General features: G+C 70.9%; 13 protein-coding genes. 10 read left to right on the forward strand and 3 right to left on the reverse strand.

The window, feature by feature from the left end:
- Nucleotides 1-80: 80 nt before the first annotated feature.
- The gene (locus ACZ4S3_RS24925) at nt 81-1,526 is read right to left on the reverse strand and encodes a cytosine permease (protein ID WP_467937744.1); all 1,446 of its coding nucleotides are present in this window, start codon (nt 1,524-1,526) and stop codon (nt 81-83) included.
- Nucleotides 1,527-1,842: 316 nt separating this feature from the next.
- Here ACZ4S3_RS24925 and ureA point away from each other — a divergent pair, with 316 nt between their 5' ends.
- The 6 genes from ureA to cimA all read left to right on the forward strand — a co-directional run bounded on the left by ureA (nt 1,843) and on the right by cimA (nt 9,378).
- Nucleotides 1,843-2,559, forward strand: coding sequence for an urease subunit gamma (ureA, locus tag ACZ4S3_RS24930; protein ID WP_467937746.1), 717 nt, complete (start codon nt 1,843-1,845; stop codon nt 2,557-2,559).
- Nucleotides 2,556-4,250, forward strand: a complete 1,695-nt coding sequence (locus ACZ4S3_RS24935; protein ID WP_467937748.1) for an urease subunit alpha — start codon at nt 2,556-2,558, stop codon at nt 4,248-4,250. Before ureA ends, ACZ4S3_RS24935 begins: the two co-directional genes overlap by 4 nt.
- A gap of 97 nt (nt 4,251-4,347) precedes the next feature.
- Complete coding sequence (locus tag ACZ4S3_RS24940; RefSeq protein WP_467937750.1) at nt 4,348-5,388, forward strand: agmatine deiminase family protein; 1,041 nt, start codon at nt 4,348-4,350, stop codon at nt 5,386-5,388.
- 36 nt (nt 5,389-5,424) lie between these two features.
- Entirely contained in the window at nt 5,425-6,039 is a 615-nt protein-coding gene (locus ACZ4S3_RS24945) for a TetR/AcrR family transcriptional regulator (RefSeq protein ID WP_467937752.1), read from the forward strand.
- A 124-nt stretch (nt 6,040-6,163) separates the two neighbouring features.
- Entirely contained in the window at nt 6,164-7,471 is a 1,308-nt protein-coding gene (locus ACZ4S3_RS24950) for an MFS transporter (RefSeq protein ID WP_467937754.1), read from the forward strand.
- A 281-nt stretch (nt 7,472-7,752) separates the two neighbouring features.
- Nucleotides 7,753-9,378 (forward strand): citramalate synthase, encoded by a 1,626-nt coding sequence (gene cimA / locus ACZ4S3_RS24955; protein WP_467937756.1) that lies wholly within the window; start codon nt 7,753-7,755, stop codon nt 9,376-9,378.
- Nucleotides 9,379-9,449: 71 nt separating this feature from the next.
- On the opposite strand, the gene ACZ4S3_RS24960 is transcribed toward cimA, so the two are convergent.
- On the reverse strand, nt 9,450-10,070 hold the full coding sequence (locus tag ACZ4S3_RS24960) for a YceI family protein (protein ID WP_467937758.1): 621 nt from the start codon (nt 10,068-10,070) through the stop codon (nt 9,450-9,452).
- Between the two features lie 251 nt (nt 10,071-10,321).
- On the opposite strand from ACZ4S3_RS24960, the gene ACZ4S3_RS24965 reads away from it, so the two are divergent.
- From ACZ4S3_RS24965 to ACZ4S3_RS24980, 4 genes are all read left to right on the forward strand, one after another.
- A complete protein-coding gene (locus ACZ4S3_RS24965) occupies nt 10,322-12,730 on the forward strand; it encodes a polysaccharide lyase 8 family protein (RefSeq protein WP_467937760.1) in 2,409 nt (802 codons plus the stop codon).
- Nucleotides 12,731-12,930: 200 nt separating this feature from the next.
- Nucleotides 12,931-14,514, forward strand: coding sequence for an acyl-CoA carboxylase subunit beta (locus ACZ4S3_RS24970; protein ID WP_467937763.1), 1,584 nt, complete (start codon nt 12,931-12,933; stop codon nt 14,512-14,514).
- 38 nt (nt 14,515-14,552) lie between these two features.
- Entirely contained in the window at nt 14,553-14,756 is a 204-nt protein-coding gene (locus tag ACZ4S3_RS24975) for an acyl-CoA carboxylase epsilon subunit (protein ID WP_467937765.1), read from the forward strand.
- 596 nt (nt 14,757-15,352) lie between these two features.
- Entirely contained in the window at nt 15,353-16,012 is a 660-nt protein-coding gene (locus ACZ4S3_RS24980; RefSeq protein ID WP_467937767.1) for a DUF4360 domain-containing protein, read from the forward strand.
- A gap of 395 nt (nt 16,013-16,407) precedes the next feature.
- Here ACZ4S3_RS24980 and ACZ4S3_RS24985 read toward each other — a convergent pair.
- The coding region (locus tag ACZ4S3_RS24985) for an ATP/GTP-binding protein (RefSeq protein WP_467937769.1) at nt 16,408-16,679 on the reverse strand (272 nt) is incomplete at its 5' end.

Below are 16,679 nucleotides of genomic sequence, written 5' to 3' on the forward strand. Positions count from 1 at the left end.
TGAACACGACTGAGGCCGCCCCCGACGCGAAGTCGGGGGCGGCCTCAGCCGTGGGCGGGCCGGCTCAGCCGACGGCCGGCTCAGCCGACCTCCGCGGGCGCCTCCACGGGGGCGGCCGCCGGAGCGGGCCGGAGCGTCGGGACCGGGCGCGGCTGCCGGGCGTTGAGGGCCAGGTAGGCGACACCGGCCACGGCGGCGGCGAGCAGGAAGCTGACGTCGATACCGCCCGTGTAGTTCAGCAGCGGCCCCTGGTAGAAGGGCGTGTCCACGGCCATCAGGCCGACCACGGAGCCGAGCACCCAGGCGATGGTGGCCTGGACGTTCCAGCCCGCCCGGAACCAGTACACGCCGCCGCGCGTGCCGCGGTTGTAGACCTGGAGCGAATCCGGGTCGTAGGTGCCGCGGCAGCGCACGAAGCCGATCACGGTGATGACCGCCCACGGGGTGCCGATGGCGGTCATGAGCAGGACGAAGGACGTCATCGCGTCCTGCGCCTCCCACAGGAAGTGGCCGGCGAAGACCAGCAGGGTCGAGACCGCGGCGACGACGTACGTGGCCTGGGTGCGGGTGGCCCGCGGCAGGATCGCGTCCAGGTCCAGGCCCATGCTGTAGAGCATCAGGCCGGAGTTGCCCACCGAACCGGCGGAGGCGTTGACCAGCAGGAAGATCAGGTACCAGAACGGCGCGCCGGCCACCAGCGGACCGGCGTAGTCGTCGCCCGCACCGACCGCGAGCGCGCTGAACGTACCGAAGAGCTGCGGCACCAGCAGACCGATCACCAGGCCCGCGTAAGTGGCCACGAAGACCTTCTTCGAGCTGTGGCGGCGGGGGGAGATGTAGCGGCTGTAGTCGCCGAGCAGGGTGATGAAGGCGATCGGGCCGCTGAGACCGGCGGAGACGGCGGCCAGCAGCCAGGTCTGCCAGAAACCGCCCAGCGCGTACGAGGTGCCGGGCACCGGGGCGGTGGTGAAGTGGTGCGCGAACGCGATCACGCCGACCGTGAGGAGGATCGTCAGGCCGATGGAGAGCACCTTGCTCATCCGCAGCAGCACCTTGTAGCCGTAGACCGCGCCCACGGCGGTGGCGCCCGCCAGCACCGCGTAGACGACCGCGTACGACGCGCCGCCGGTCGGCAGCCCGATGAGGCGGTGCAGACAGCCGACCATCGCATCGCCGCCGACCCACAGGGTCAGCGCGGTGTAGCCGAGGGAGAGCAGCAGGCCGATGACCGAGCCGATGAGCCGGCCGCGTACGCCGAAGAAGGCGCCGCTGCTGGTGGAGAGGTTCGTCGCGCTGCGCAGGGAGACCAGCGCGAGCGGGGCGGTGAGCACCGCGCCGACGAGGGTGCCCGTCACCAGGGAGCTGACCGAGCCCCAGAAACCCAGACCGAAGGAGACCGGGAGCCAGCCGAAGATGACCACGCCGAGTGCGAGGTTCGACCCGAGCAGGATCGAGATGAGGTCGCGAGGGCCGCTGGTGCGCTCCTCGTCCGGGATCGTGTCGACTCCGCGTTGTTCGATCGGCATGAGGGCTCCCCTGAGAGGCCGGACAACTGTGTGTTGCGTGTGTATGAGTGCTCGATGGCTGCTCTGTGCAGTGCTCCGTGAGCGGCGCTCGCCCGGTGAGGTGAGGGGCGAGGTCGGGTGATGTTCTCCGGGATCACGTGGTGGTGATCCGTGTGGTGATCTTTGAGTGGCGTTCTAAGCGGCTCGCCGTCCGCCACTCTTTTAGAGCAGCGCTCAATGTGACTCATGAATGCGCCCCAGGTCAATGCTTTCGGCTTGACGATTTTCCAGTTAGAGTGCTGCTCTAATCGAGTCATCGAGCTGGAGGTGCGACGGGATGCGGCTGACCCCCACGGAACGCGACCGGCTGCTGCTCTTCAATGCGGCACAGCTGGCGCGCGCACGCCGCGACCGCGGACTGAAGCTGAACGTGCCCGAGGCGACCGCGTTGATCGCGGACACAGTCTGCGAGGCGGCGCGGGACGGGCGCCGCCTCGCTCAGGCCATCGAGGCGGGCCGCAATGTGCTGGGCCCGGACGATGTGCTGCCGGGCGTTGCCGATGTGGTCGGCGACGTGATGGTGGAGGCCGTCTTCGACGACGGCTCCCGCCTCGCGGTGGTCAGCGACCCGATTCGCGGCGGCGCCCCCGAGGGCGAACCCGCCGGCGACGGGGACGAGAGCGCGGTGCCCGGCGCGGTGCTCCCCGGCCCCGCCGACCCGGAGCCGGTACCCGCGGTCACCGTGACCGTACGGAACACCGCGAGCGTGCCGATCAGCGTCACCTCCCACTTCCACTTCTTCGAGGCCAACCCTCGGCTGGACTTCGACCGCGCCGCGGCCTACGGCATGCGGCTGTGCGTCCCGGCCGGCTCGTCCGAGCGGTTCGATGTGGGCGGCACGCACGAGGTCGGTCTGGTCCCGATCGGCGGCGACCGGATCGCGATCGGCTTCGCCGGTCTGGTCGACGGCCCGCTCGATGCACCGGGCGCCAAGACGGAAGCGCTGCGGCGGGCGGCCGCCTGCGGCTACCTGGGAGCGGAGGAGCAGGCATGAGCAGCACGATCGACCCGCACGAGTACGCGTCGGTGCACGGCCCGCGGGCCGGCGACCGGGTCGTCCTCGGCGACACGGGCCTGGTCGTCCGCGTCGAGTCCGACTCCCAGAAGCACGGCGACGAGTTTCTGGCCGGCTTCGGCAAGACCGCCCGTGACGGGCTGCACCTCAAGGCCGCATCGCTGCGCGAGACCTGCGATGTGGTGATCAGCAACGTCCTGGTCATCGATGCGGTCCAGGGCATCCGCAAGACGTCCATCGGCCTCCGCGAGGGCCGGATCCACGCGATCGGCCGGGCCGGTAACCCCGACACCCTCGAGGGTGTCGAGGTCGTCGTCGGCACGGGCACGTCCATCGTCTCCGGCGAGGGCATGATCGCCACCGCGGGCGCCGTGGACACCCACGTCCACCTCCTCTCGCCGCGCGTCATGGAGGCCTCGCTGGCCTCCGGCGTGACGACGATCATCGGCCAGGAATTCGGCCCCGTATGGGGCGTCGGCGTCAACTCCCCGTGGGCACTCGGCCATGCCTTCAGCGCCTTCGACGCCTGGCCGGTCAACATCGGCTTCCTGGGCCGCGGCTCCTCCTCCGGAGAGGCCCCGCTGGTCGAGGCGCTGGCCGAGGGCGGCGCCCTGGGCTTCAAGGTGCACGAGGACATGGGCGCGCACGCCCGCGCCCTGGACACCGCGCTGCGCGTCGCCGAGGAACACGACGTCCAGGTCGCGCTGCACAGCGACGGCCTGAACGAATGCCTCTCCGTCGAGGACACCCTGCGGGTCCTGGACGGCCGGACCATCCACGCCTTCCACATCGAGGGCTGCGGCGGCGGACACGTCCCCAACGTCCTGAAGATGGCCGGCGTCCCCAACGTCATCGGCTCCTCCACCAACCCCACCCTCCCCTTCGGGCGGGACGCGGTCGCCGAGCACTACGGCATGATCGTCTCGGTCCACGATCTGAAGACCGACCTGCCGGGCGACGCCGCCATGGCCCGCGACCGTATCCGGGCGGGCACGATGGGTGCCGAGGACGTGCTGCACGACCTCGGGGCGATCGGCATCACCTCCTCCGACGCCCAGGGCATGGGCCGCGCGGGCGAGACCGTGCGCCGCACCTTCGCGATGGCCGGAAAGATGAAGGCCGAGCTCGGCCCCATGGAGGGCGACGGCGCGCACGACGACAACGCCCGCGTCCTGCGCTACATCGCCAAGCTCACCATCAACCCCGCCATCGCCCACGGTCTCTCGCACGAGATCGGGTCGATCGAGGTCGGCAAGATGGCGGACGTCGTGCTCTGGTCGCCGCAGTACTTCGGCGCCAAGCCGCAGCTGGTGCTGAAGTCCGGCTTCCCCGCCTACGGCGTCACCGGCGACCCGAACGCCGCCACCGACACCTGCGAACCCCTGGTGCTCGGCCCGCAGTTCGGTGCGCACGGAGCCACCCCCGCCGAGATCTCCGTCGCCTTTGTCGCGCGCGCCGCGGCCGAGGGCGGCATGGACGGTATGCCCACCCGCCGCCGTCGCGTCGCCGTCCGCGGCACCCGCGGCATCGGCCCCGCCGACCTCATCCACAACTCCCGTGTCGGGCAGGTGCAGGTGGACGGGGGCAGCGGGCTGGTCACGCTCGACGGCGACCCGATGCGCTCGGAGCCGGCCGACACCGTCTCGCTCTCGCGCCTGTACTTCCTCTGACCACACCGCCTCTTGTCACCACACCGCCTGTAACACCGCTACAGACGTCCGGCGACCCCGCCACCTTCTCTCCCCCGAATGTGAGGACGGACCCCACATGAACACTCCCGTCGCCGACGGCTTCTCCATGCCCCCGGAGTGGGCACCGCACGAGCGCACCTGGATGGCCTGGCCCGGCCCCAACTTCACCTTCGGTGAAGAGGGCGGCGAGACGCTGGCCGAGGCACGCGAGGCCTGGGCCGCCGTCGCCCGCGCGGTCCGTCAGTACGAGCCGGTCACCGTCGTGGCGGGACCCGGCCAGCTGGCGGGCGCCCGCGCCCTGCTCGGCGACGACATCGAGCTGGTCGAGCGGCCGCTGAACGACGCCTGGATGCGCGACATCGGCCCCACCTTCCTCACCGACGGCAAGGGCAATCTCGCCGCCGCCGACTGGGTCTTCAACGGCTGGGGCGCCCAGGAGTGGGCCCGCTGGGAGCGCGACGAGAAGATAGCCGAGCAGGTCGCCGCCCTGGCCGGCGCCCGCCGCTACGCCACCGACCTGGTCAACGAGGGCGGCGGCATCCACGTCGACGGCGAGGGCACCGTCCTGCTCACCGAGACCGTCCAGCTCGACCCGGGCCGTAACCCCGGCCGCTCCCAGGAGGACGTCGAGGCTGAGATCCACGCCCACCTCGGCACCACCAAGGCGATCTGGCTGCCGCGCGGCCTCGCCGCCGACTACGGCCAGTTCGGCACCCGCGGCCATGTCGACATCGTCGCCGCCTTCGCCCGCCCCGGCGTCGTCATGGTCCACACCCAGCCCGACCCGGACCACCCCGACCACGCGATCTGCAACGAGATCGTCAAGCTGCTGCGCGCCTCGACCGATGCCAAGGGCCGCCGGCTGGAGATCGTGGAGATCCCCGCCCCCACCGTCATCGAAGAAGACGGCGAGCTGGTCGACTACTCCTACATCAACCATCTCCAGTGCAACGACGGCATCGTGCTCTGCGCCTTCGACGACCCGCGCGACGAGGAAGCGGCCGCCATCTTCCGCCGGCTCTTCCCCGGCCGGACGGTGACCCTGGTGGACGCCCGTACGATCTTCGCAGCGGGTGGCGGTATCCACTGCATCACCCAGCAGCAGCCCAAGGTCTGATCCACCCCAGACCCCGCCGTCCCCGGAGGTCCCCCCGTGCCCGGTCCCGTGCCCGCGCGCCGTCCCCGGCGGCGGCTCAACCAGCCCCGTGAACAGGTGCTCGCCGCGGCGATGGCCACCATCGCCGCGGAGGGCCTGGACCGGCTGACCATGGCCGGTCTCGGCCGCGAGGTCGGCATGAGCAGCGGCCACATCCTCTACTACTTCGGTACGAAGGACGAGCTGCTGCTGCAGACCCTCCAGTGGAGCGAGGAGCAGCTCGGCGCCGAACGCCGGGCCGCCCTCTCCCGCCGCGTCCCGGCCCGCGAACGCCTGGACGCCCTCGTCGACCTCTACCTCCCCGAGGGCCACCGCGATCCGCGCTGGACCCTGTGGCTGGAGGTCTGGAACCGCTCCCAGAACGCCGACGACGAAACCCGCGAGCGCCAGCTCGACCTGGAACTGGCCTGGCACCGCGACCTGGTGGCACTCCTCGTGGAAGGCTCCTCCAGGGGCGAATTCCGCCCCGTGGACCCCGAACGCTTCGCCGCCCGCACCCGCGCCCTCCTCGACGGTTTCGGCACCCATCTGGTGGTGGGCCTGCCGGGGACGGACCGGGCACAGGTGCGCGAGCAGGTGACGGAATTCCTGGACGAGTCGCTGACGCCGTGACCGGAGCGGATCCCTCCGCCGGGCAGGCATCCGAGTGCCCGTGACCGCAAGGCACACAAGTACGCCCGATCGTTGCCACCTTGGCTCTTGCCGAAGGCCTCCGCGTCCGCAACCGTGAGCGGCTATGGGACGAGAGCAGTGGAAGAAGATCTGGGTCGGCTCGGCCGGCAACATGGTGGAGTGGTTCGACTGGTTCGTCTACGCCAGTTTCGCGGTCTACTTCGCGGATTCGTTCTTCCCCAAGGGAAATGACACCGCCAACCTCATGAACACCATGGGGATCTTCGCCGTCGGCTTCTTCATGCGCCCGGTGGGCGGCTGGGTGCTGGGGCGGGTCGGGGACCGCAAGGGCCGTAAGGCGGCGCTCACGCTGACCGTCACGCTGATGTCCGCCTCGGCGATCCTGATCGCCATCGCGCCTACGTACGGCGTCGCCGGCTATGGCGGCGTGGCCGTACTGCTGATCGCCCGGATGCTGCAGGGGCTTTCGGTCGGCGGCGAGTACGCGGCCAGTGCCACCTACCTCACCGAGGCCTCCGCGCCCGGCCAACGCGGCTTCGCCTCAAGCTTCCAGTACGTGTCGATGACCGCCGGGCAGCTGCTGGGTCTGGGCCTGCAGATCGTGCTGCAGCGCACCCTGTCCGAGGACGCGCTGCACAGCTGGGCCTGGCGGATCCCGTTCATCGTGGGCGCGCTGGGCGCCGCCATCGTCTTCTATCTGCGGCGCAACATGCTGGAGACCGAGGTCTACGCCGGGGACGAGGACGCCAACGCCGACCCCGACCGCGGCACCATCAAGGCGCTGCTGGCCCACAAGCGCGAGGCGTTCCTGGTCATCGCGCTGACCATGGGCGGCACGGTCGCCTACTACACCTACACGACCTACCTCACCAAGTACCTCTCGGGCAGCGCCGGGCTGGACAAGCCGACCGCCTCGCTGGTCAGCTTCTGCGCCCTGTTCCTCTTTATGTGCCTGCAGCCGCTGGCGGGCAGGCTCTCCGACCGGATCGGCCGCCGCCCGCTGCTGATCACCTTCGCGGTCGGATCCACCTTCCTGACCGTCCCGATCATGACGCTGCTCAAGCACGCGGGCAGCTTCTGGCCGGCCCTGGGGCTCTCGCTCCTCGCGCTGGTCGTCGTCACCGGCTACACCTCCATCAACGCCTGTGTGAAGGCCGAGCTGTTCCCCACCGGCATCCGCGCGCTGGGCGTCGCCCTGCCGTACGCCATCGCCAACGCGCTCTTCGGCGGCACCGCGGAATACGTCGCCCTGTGGTTCAAGAAGGGCGGTGTCGAGTCCGGCTATTACTGGTACGTGGCCGGCTGCGCCGCCGTCTCCCTGATCGTGTACCTCACGATGCGCGAGACCCGCACCATCGACCTCCAGCAGGTGGGCAAGGACGCCGGGTCCGAGCGCGTGCTCGCATCCTGAGACGGGCGGCGGCGCGGGGGCGGCGGTGTGCCAGACTGCCCCCGTGCTCTCGTTCGCCATGATTATTGGCAGCAGGCGCGCCGGTCCGCAGTGACCGCCCCGTACGAACCGAGTACGGCGCGGCCATCGTCGTCCCAGACCCGCGCGCAGACCTCTCGCACCCGCGAGAGGTTTTTTCGTTTCCGGCCCACCAGTCACCGGAGGCGGAGCGCGAGGGATCATGGAGGGACGGTGGAACCGGTTATTCCGGTAGACCGAGACCCGACAGGAGCCAGACCAGCATGACGGACGTACCCGAAGCCCCCGTGTCCGACGACTTCCATGTGTTCGACACGACGCTGCGCGACGGTGCGCAGCGCGAGGGCATCAACCTGACCGTCGGCGACAAGCTGACCATCGCCCGGCACCTGGACGACTTCGGCGTGGGCTTCATCGAGGGCGGCTGGCCGGGCGCCAACCCCCGCGACACCGAGTTCTTCGAGCGCGCCCGTACGGAGATCGACTTCCGGCACGCCCGGCTGGTCGCCTTCGGCGCCACCCGCAAGGCGGGCGTACGCGTCGAGGACGACCCGCAGGTCGCGGCCCTCCTGGACTCACAGGCGCCGGTCATCACCCTGGTCGCCAAGTCCCATGTCGGGCATGTGGAGCTGGCACTGCGCACCACGCCGGAGGAGAACCTCGCGATGGTGCGGGACACCGTCGCGTATCTGCGTGCCCAGGGCCGCCGGGTCTTCCTGGACTGTGAGCACTTCTTCGACGGCTACGCCCTGGACGCGGTCTACGCCAAGCAGGTCGTACGGACCGCGAGCGAGGCCGGCGCCGATGTCGTGGTGCTCTGCGACACCAACGGCGGCATGCTTCCCGCGCAGGTCACGGCCGTCGTACGGACCGTCCTCGCGGACACCGGCGCGCGGTTGGGGATCCACGCCCAGGACGACACCGGCTGCGCCGTCGCCAACACCCTGGCCGCCGTCGACGCGGGCGCCACCCACGTCCAGTGCACCGCCAACGGCTACGGCGAGCGGGTCGGCAACTCCAACCTCTTCCCGGTGGTCGCCGCCCTGGAGCTCAAGTACGGGCGCCGGGTGCTGCCCGAGGGCAAGCTCGCCGAGACCACCCGGATCTCGCACGCCATCGCCGAGGTCGTCAACCTCACCCCCTCCACCCACCAGCCCTACGTCGGTGTCTCCGCGTTCGCCCACAAGGCCGGGCTGCACGCCTCCGCGATCAAGGTCGACCCGGATCTCTACCAGCACATCGACCCGGCGCTGGTCGGCAACACCATGCGGATGCTGGTCTCCGACATGGCCGGCCGGGCCTCCATCGAGCTCAAGGGCAAGGAGCTCGGCATCGATCTGAGCGGCGACCGCGAGCTGGTCGGCCGGGTCGTGGCGCGGGTCAAGGAGCGGGAGCTGGCGGGCTACACGTACGAGGCCGCCGACGCGTCGTTCGAGCTGCTGCTGCGGGAGGAGCTGCTGCGGGCGGCGACGGGCGGCAAGGCGCTGCGCTACTTCACCGTCGAGTCCTGGCGGGCGATCGTCGAGGACCGCCCCGACGGTACGCACGCCAACGAGGCGACCGTGAAGCTGTGGGCCAAGGGCGAGCGGATCGTCGCCACCGCGGAGGGCAACGGTCCGGTCCACGCGCTGGACAGGGCGCTGCGGGTGGGCCTGGAGCGGATCTATCCGCAGCTCGCCCACATGGAGCTGGTCGACTACAAGGTCCGCATCCTGGAGGGTGCCCAGGGCACCGCTTCGATCACCCGCGTCCTGGTCTCCACCAGCGACGGACAGGGGGAGTGGTCCACGGTCGGCGTCGCCGAGAACGTCATCGCGGCGTCGTGGCAGGCGCTCGATGACGCGTACGCGTACGGGCTGCTGCGGGCCGGGGTCGAGCCGCAGGAGTAGGCATGGAGTAGGCATGGACGCACGCGAGGGCCCCGGCGTATCCGCCGGGGCCCTCGCGTGCTGATGTGCGGTCAGGCCTTGACCGCGGAGATGTCGAAGGTGAGCTTGGCCTTGTCGCTGACCATCACACCACCGGTCTCCAGCGCGGCGTTCCAGGTCAGGCCCCACTCGGAGCGCAGAATCTCGGCGTGCCCCTCGAAGCCGACCCGCTCGGCGCCGTAGACGTCGGTGGCGGAGCCGTTGAACTCCAGGTCGATGGTGAGCGGCTTGGTGACGTCCTTGATGGTCAGGTCGCCGGTGATACGGAAGCGGTCGCCGGCCACCCGCTCGGCGGCGGTGCTGCGGAAGGTCATCAGCGGGAAGGCCTCGGCGTCGAAGAAGTCGGGGCTGCGCAGATGGCCGTCGCGGTCCGCGATGCCGGTGTCGATGCTCGCGATCTTGATGTCGATGGTGGCGGTGGAGCGGGCCGGGTCGCCGCCGTCGAGGTGGAGGGCGCCCTCGTACGCGCCGAACGCGCCGCGGACGTTGGTGACCATCGCGTGCCGGACCGTGAAGCCGATGCTGCTGTGCGCCGGGTCGATGGTGTAGTCCCCGGTCAGCGCGGCGAGCGCGGGGTCCGCATCGAGGACGGCGGTGGGGGCCGTGGTGCCGGCCGGGGCGGCGGTGCGCTTCGTGCGGTTGAACAGAGCCATGGCTCCTCCTCGAGGACGGTGTGCAGCGGGGCTGCGTCAGGGGTGCAGGTATTTGTTTAACCTTCAACGAGATTGAGCGTAGCAGATTTAGTTCAATGTTCAACATGCTTGCTCGAGGTCGATGCTTCCGGGCGGGCTGCGGCCGCCGTTCCGGCGCGGTCATTGCCGCCGGCCGGGCGCCGTGCTACACCATCGGAAACTCCCAAGTGCGCAGCGCCACACCCCAGTTGACGCCATGGAGAGGACCGACCGTGCCGACCGTCCCCGCTCCGTCCGCCTGGTCCCGCCGAAGGTTTCTCGCCGCCTCCACGGCAGGCGCGCTGGGCCTCTCGCTCGGGCCCGGACCCGCGTATGCCGCGGCGGACCCTTACGACGCCCTCCGCGCCCGCTGGGTCGCCCTCACCCTCGGCACCGGCTTCGACCCCGCCGCCGCGCCGTACGCCGACGCCCTCCGTGAGACCGGCGATCTCGCCGAAACGTTCCGTACGGGCATGCGGCCCACCGCCGCCTCCCTCTGGCCGGACTGCCCCTACGACCCGCCGTCCGGCATCACCCGGAGCTACGGCCGGCTCGCCACCATGGCTCAGGCCTACGCCCAGCCCGGCACCGGCCACACCGGCGCCCCGGACCTCGCCGCCGACATCATCACCGGCCTCGACCACCTCGACGCCACCGTCTACAACACCCGCACCACCCGCTACGGCAACTGGTGGGAGTGGCAGATCGGCACCCCCAGACTCCTACTCGACACCGTGGCGATCCTCGACGACCGCGTGACCGACGGCGGACTCACCGAAGCCCGGCGCGCCCGCTACCTCGCCGCCGTCGACCATTTCGTCCCCGACTCGATGCTCGGCGACTACACCGGCACCAGCACCGGCGCCAACCGCGTCGACCTGTGCCGCGTCGTCGCCCTGCGCGGCCTCCTCGGCCGCGCCCCCGCCAAACTCGCCCTCGCCCGCGACGCCCTCTCGCCCGTCTTCCCGTACGTGACGAAGGGCGACGGCCTCTACGCCGACGGCTCCTTCATCCAGCACACCTGGGTCGCCTACTCCGGCACCTACGGCTATGTCCTCCTCGACGGCCTGGGCCGGCTGTTCACCCTGCTCGACGGCTCGGCCTGGCAGGTCACCGACCCGGCCCGGCAGATCATCTTCGACAGCGTGGAGCACGCCTACGCCCCGCTGCTCTACAACGGCCTGATGATGGACAGCGTCAACGGACGGGCCGTCAGCCGCGGCTACCTCCGCGGCGACGAGCGGCACATCATGCGCAGCGACCACTACCACGGCCATGCGCTGATCGCCGCCGTGGCCCTGCTCGGCGAGGCCGCGAGCGCCGCCGAGCGGGCCCGCTGGCACGCCATGGTCAAGGGCTGGACCGCGCGCGACCGTACGCTGCCCGTCCGCACCGACCGGCAGTACACGGTCGCCGACCTGGCCCGCCTGGCCGCCATCGCAGACAGTCCCGCACCCGCCGCCCCCGAACCCGTCGGCCACCGCCTCTTCCCCGCCATGGACCGCGCCGTGCACCGCCGCCCCGGCTGGGCCGCGGGCCTGGCCATGGCCTCCGACCGGATCACGTACTACGAGAACGGCAACGGCGAGAACCCGCACGGCTGGCACACCGGAGCCGGCATGCTCTCCTGGTGGGGCGCGGATTTCGCAGGTGACCAGTACACGGACGCCTTCTGGCCCACCGTCGACCCCTACCGGCTGCCCGGCACGACCGTGTCCACCAAGCGGCTGGCCGACAACGAAGGCGGCGGCTGGGGCGAACCGAAACCCGCCGCGCGCTGGGTGGGCGGCACCACGGACGGCGAATTCGCGGCCATCGGCCAGGACCTACGGGGTCTCGCCTCGACCCTCACCGCCAAGAAGTCCTGGTTCTGCCTCGCGGACACCGTCGTCTGCCTGGGCGCGGGGATCACGGCCCGCGACGGGGTCCCCGCCGAGACCGTCGTCGACAACCGGGCGCTGGGGGAGCGGGGCACCGCCTGCCTCACCGTCGACGGCGCCCGGCAGCCCGGCACCCTCGGCCGCACCCGCCGATTCCGCCGCGCCCACTGGGCCCACCTCGCCGGACACGGCGGCTACGTCTTCCCCGGCGGCGCCCCGCTGAGCGCGCTGCGCGAGGCCCGCACCGGCTCCTGGCACGACATCAACACCGGCTCCGACCCGGCCCCCCTCACCCGCCGCTACCTCACCCTCTGGCACGACCACGGCACCGACCCCACCGACGCCCGCTACGCCTACCTCCTCATGCCGGGCGCCACCGCGCGCACCCTCGCCGCCCGCGCCGCCGACCGGCACTGGCTGACCGTGCTCGCCAACGACGCCACCCGGCAGGCCGTATCCGTGCACTCGCTCGGCGTAACGGCCGCCAATTTCTGGCAGGCGGGCAGCGCCGGGAAGCTCACCAGTGGCGGCCCGGCGAGTGTGCTGGTACGGGAGCGCCCTCGCGAGCGGACGGCGGTGCTCTGCGCCGCGGCCCCCGAGCGCACCGGGGCGCCGCTGGAGATCACCTGGTCCCGGCCGGTCCGCGCGGTGCGGGCCCACGATCCGTCCGTCGAGGTCCTGGCCACCGGGCCCGTCCTGCGCCTGCGCATCACCCCCGGCACCGCCTGCGCCACCCACACCTGCACGGTCACCCTGGGCTGACCCGACCGCCGACAGGCACCAGGCCACCGGCCCGTCGTTTGTCGGCCTCATACAGACGGCGCACGCCGCAACCACCCGTTCGGACGCCCGGACGCAGGACACGGGCAGCACGATTCTGTGCTGCCTGCCCACCAAATCGGACTCGACGTTGTACGAAACCAACATCGGTGCGGCGGGGTCCGTCCACGTACCGTCAATACATGACCACTGTCGAAGATGCGCCCGCCGGTGCCAACGACGCCCGCGGGCGCGTCGCCGAACTGCACGCCATCCGTGAGCAGGCCCGGCGAGGCCCCAGCGAGCGGGCCACCGAGGCCCAGCGCGCCAAGGGCAAGCTCACCGCCCGCGAGCGGATCGACCTCCTGCTGGACGAGGGGTCCTTCTGCGAGGTCGAGCCGCTGCGGCGGCACCGGGCGACGGGTTTCGGCCTGGAGGCCAAGAAGCCCTACACCGATGGCGTGATCACCGGCTGGGGCACCGTGCACGGCCGGACCGTCTTCGTCTACGCCCATGACTTCCGGATCTTCGGCGGTGCGCTGGGCGAGGCGCACGCCACGAAGATCCACAAGATCATGGACATGGCCATCCAGGCCGGTGCGCCGCTGGTGTCGCTCAACGACGGCGCGGGCGCCCGCATCCAGGAGGGCGTCTCGGCGCTGGCCGGCTACGGCGGCATCTTCCAGCGCAACACCAAGGCCTCGGGCGTCATCCCGCAGATAAGCGTCATGCTCGGCCCGTGCGCCGGCGGCGCCGCGTACAGCCCCGCCCTGACGGACTTCGTCTTCATGGTCCGCGAGACCTCGCAGATGTTCATCACCGGCCCCGACGTGGTCCGCGCGGTGACCGGCGAGGAGATCACCCAGAACGGCCTGGGCGGCGCCGACGTCCACGCCGAGACCTCCGGCGTCTGCCACTTCGCCTACGACGACGAAGCCACCTGCCTGGAGGAGGTCCGCTACCTCCTCTCCCTCCTGCCGTCCAACAACCGGGAGAACCCGCCGACGGTCGACTGCGAGGACCCGGCCGACCGCAGCGGCGACGCCCTCCTGGACCTCGTACCGGCCGACGGCAACCGCCCGTACGACATGCGCAAGGTCATCGAGGAGATCGTCGACGACGGCGAGTACCTGGAGATCCACGAGCGCTGGGCGACCAACATCATCTGCGCGCTGTCCCGTCTGGACGGCCGCGTGGTCGGCATCATCGCCAACCAGCCCCAGTCGCTGGCCGGCGTCCTGGACATCGAGGCCTCTGAGAAGGCCGCCCGCTTCGTCCAGATGTGCGATGCGTTCAACATCCCGCTCATCACCCTCCTGGACGTCCCCGGCTTCCTCCCGGGCGTCGACCAGGAACACGGCGGCATCATCCGTCACGGCGCCAAGCTCCTGTACGCGTACTGCAACGCGACCGTCCCGCGCATCTCCATCGTCCTGCGCAAGGCCTACGGCGGCGCCTACATCGTCATGGACTCGCAGTCCATCGGCGCCGACCTCACCTACGCCTGGCCGACCAACGAGATCGCGGTGATGGGCGCCGAGGGCGCGGCCGGCGTCATCTTCCGGCGGCAGATCGCCGACGCGGAGGACCCCGACGCGATGCGGGCCCGCATGGTCAAGGAGTACAAGTCCGAGCTGATGCACCCGTACTACGCGGCCGAGCGCGGCCTGGTCGACGACGTCATCGACCCCGCGAACACCCGCGAGGTGCTGATCCGCTCCCTGGACATGCTGCGCACCAAACACGCGGACCTGCCCGCCCGCAAGCACGGCAACCCGCCCCAGTAGCCACGCACCCACCACGACGAAGAATCGAGACCACTGCCGTGAAGAGTCCTGCCGACCAGCCCATCCGCGTGGAAAAGGGCCAGGCCAGCGAGGAAGAGCTCGCCGCCCTGACCGCCGTCCTCCTGGCCCGCGCCGCCCACCGCCCGACCACCGCCGCGACCGGCCCGCGCCACACCGCCGCCCGCTGGCGCCGCCTTGAGCGCCAGTACGGCTTCCACGGCGCGACCAGCTGGCGGCGCTAGTTTTCCCCACGTTTTTGTCTTTCCCGCCGTGGTGGTTGCTCTCCGTTGCGCCTGCGGCGGGCGTGGTTTGTCGGGTGCGGTGCCACGCCTCCGGACTTCGTCCTGCGGCGCGGCCCCTCCCACGGGTGGGTGGGAAGAGGGGCCGGTGGGGGTGTGCGTTGAGGGTTTGGTGCACCTGGGATCCACAGGGCACAGCTGACCACTGACGTGCACTCCCACCGGCCTTTCTTTTTCCCACCCTCTACGGGGAGGGGGCGGGCCGTAGCGGCGGAGCCGTGTAGGGCCGGTCCCGCAGCCGAACAGCCCCGCGCAGCGGCACCGCCCGCCGCAGGCGCAACGGCGAACAACCACCACGGCGGGACGGCCGACAACGTGGGGCCAAGGCAAAGCGCAGCGGAACGGCGAAACACCACCACGGCGGGAAAGCCAAAAACGTGGGGCGTCCAAATACTGGCGTAGGTTCGCCCCAACCCTGAGAAGCAGAGCTGTTCACGGGGAGATCCTCGTGCTGGCATGCGCTCGTCATTCCTCTTCTGGAGTCCCCGCGCCGCGGGTCCCCGCGTCATGGGTTCCAGGACGACCGGAAGGAAGTGCCCATGCTCAGCACGCTCGGTGCTGGTGCCGCAGTGGCATCCCTGCTCCTCGCCGGATCGGCATCCCCCACCCCGATGGCCCGGGTCGGCGACGAACCGCCGACCGGCAAGATCACCATTACCGTCGCCACGGTGAACGGTTCGGGCTGCAGACCCGGCAGCGCCGCGGTGGCCATCGCGCCGGACAACACCGCGTTCACCGTCACGTACAGCGAATACCTGGCCCAGGCGGGCGGCGACAGCAAGCCCACCGACTCCCGCAAGAACTGCCAGATCGCGCTGAACGTCCATGTCCCACAGGGCTTCACCTACGCGATCGCCAGGGCGGATTACCGCGGCTACGCATCCCTGGCCCCTGGCGCCAAGGGGCTGGAGCAGGCCGGCTACTACTTCCAGGGCCAGCAGGAGACGGCCCGCAAGAGCCACAGCTTCAGCGGCCCCTACGACACCAACTGGCAGACGTCGGACGAGACGGACGTCGATGCCCTCGTCTACGCCCCGTGCGGCGAGGAGCGCTACTTCAACATCAACACCGAACTGCGGGTGGACGCCAAGTCCGCCCAGGCCGCGGCCACCAGCTACATGGCGATGGACTCCACCGACGGCAGCATCAACACCCTCTACCACTTCGCGTGGAAGGAGTGCCCCGCCTCGCGCAAGTAGCGGCTGACCGGTGAACGGGGGCCCGTACGCGCTGCCGCGTGCGGGCCCCTCGCCGGGCGCGGTCAGACGTGGACGGCCGTGGTCCGGCCGCCGCGGCGGCGGGGTGGGGCGACTCCTCGGGGAGCTTCAAGAACCGGCGCCGTACTGACGAAGGCGTCGGCGACGGCCACGGGCACCGCGACGGGCGCGGCAGGCGGCGCTCGGTTACGGGCATCCGGACGCCGGGGCCACCTCGCTCGCCCTGATCCTCACCGCCGTCGGCGAGACCCTGGCCTGAAGCCCGCAAACGGCCCGCTCACGCCGAAGGCCCCCGCACCTGGCAGGTGTGCGGGGGCCTTTCGTCCTACGGCATGCTGCGCGCGGGCACGGGGAGCCCGGACGCGGCAGCGCGGCAGCTAGCGCAGGCGCGCCATCAGCGCATGCTCGACAAGCGTGATGAGCGCGCTCTTGGCCTCGCTGCGATGCCGTGCGTCGGTGATGATGATCGGTGCGTCCGGGCCGATCTGCAGGGCCTCGCGCACCTCGTCCGGCGTGTAGGGCTGGTGTCCGTCGAAGCCGTTGAGGGCGATGACGAACGGCAGGCCGCTGTTCTCGAAGTAGTCGACGGCCGGGAAGCAGTCGGCGAGGCGGCGGGTGTCGACCAGCACCACGGCGCCGATCGCGCCGC

The organism is Streptomyces sp. NPDC028368 (assembly GCF_055565615.1).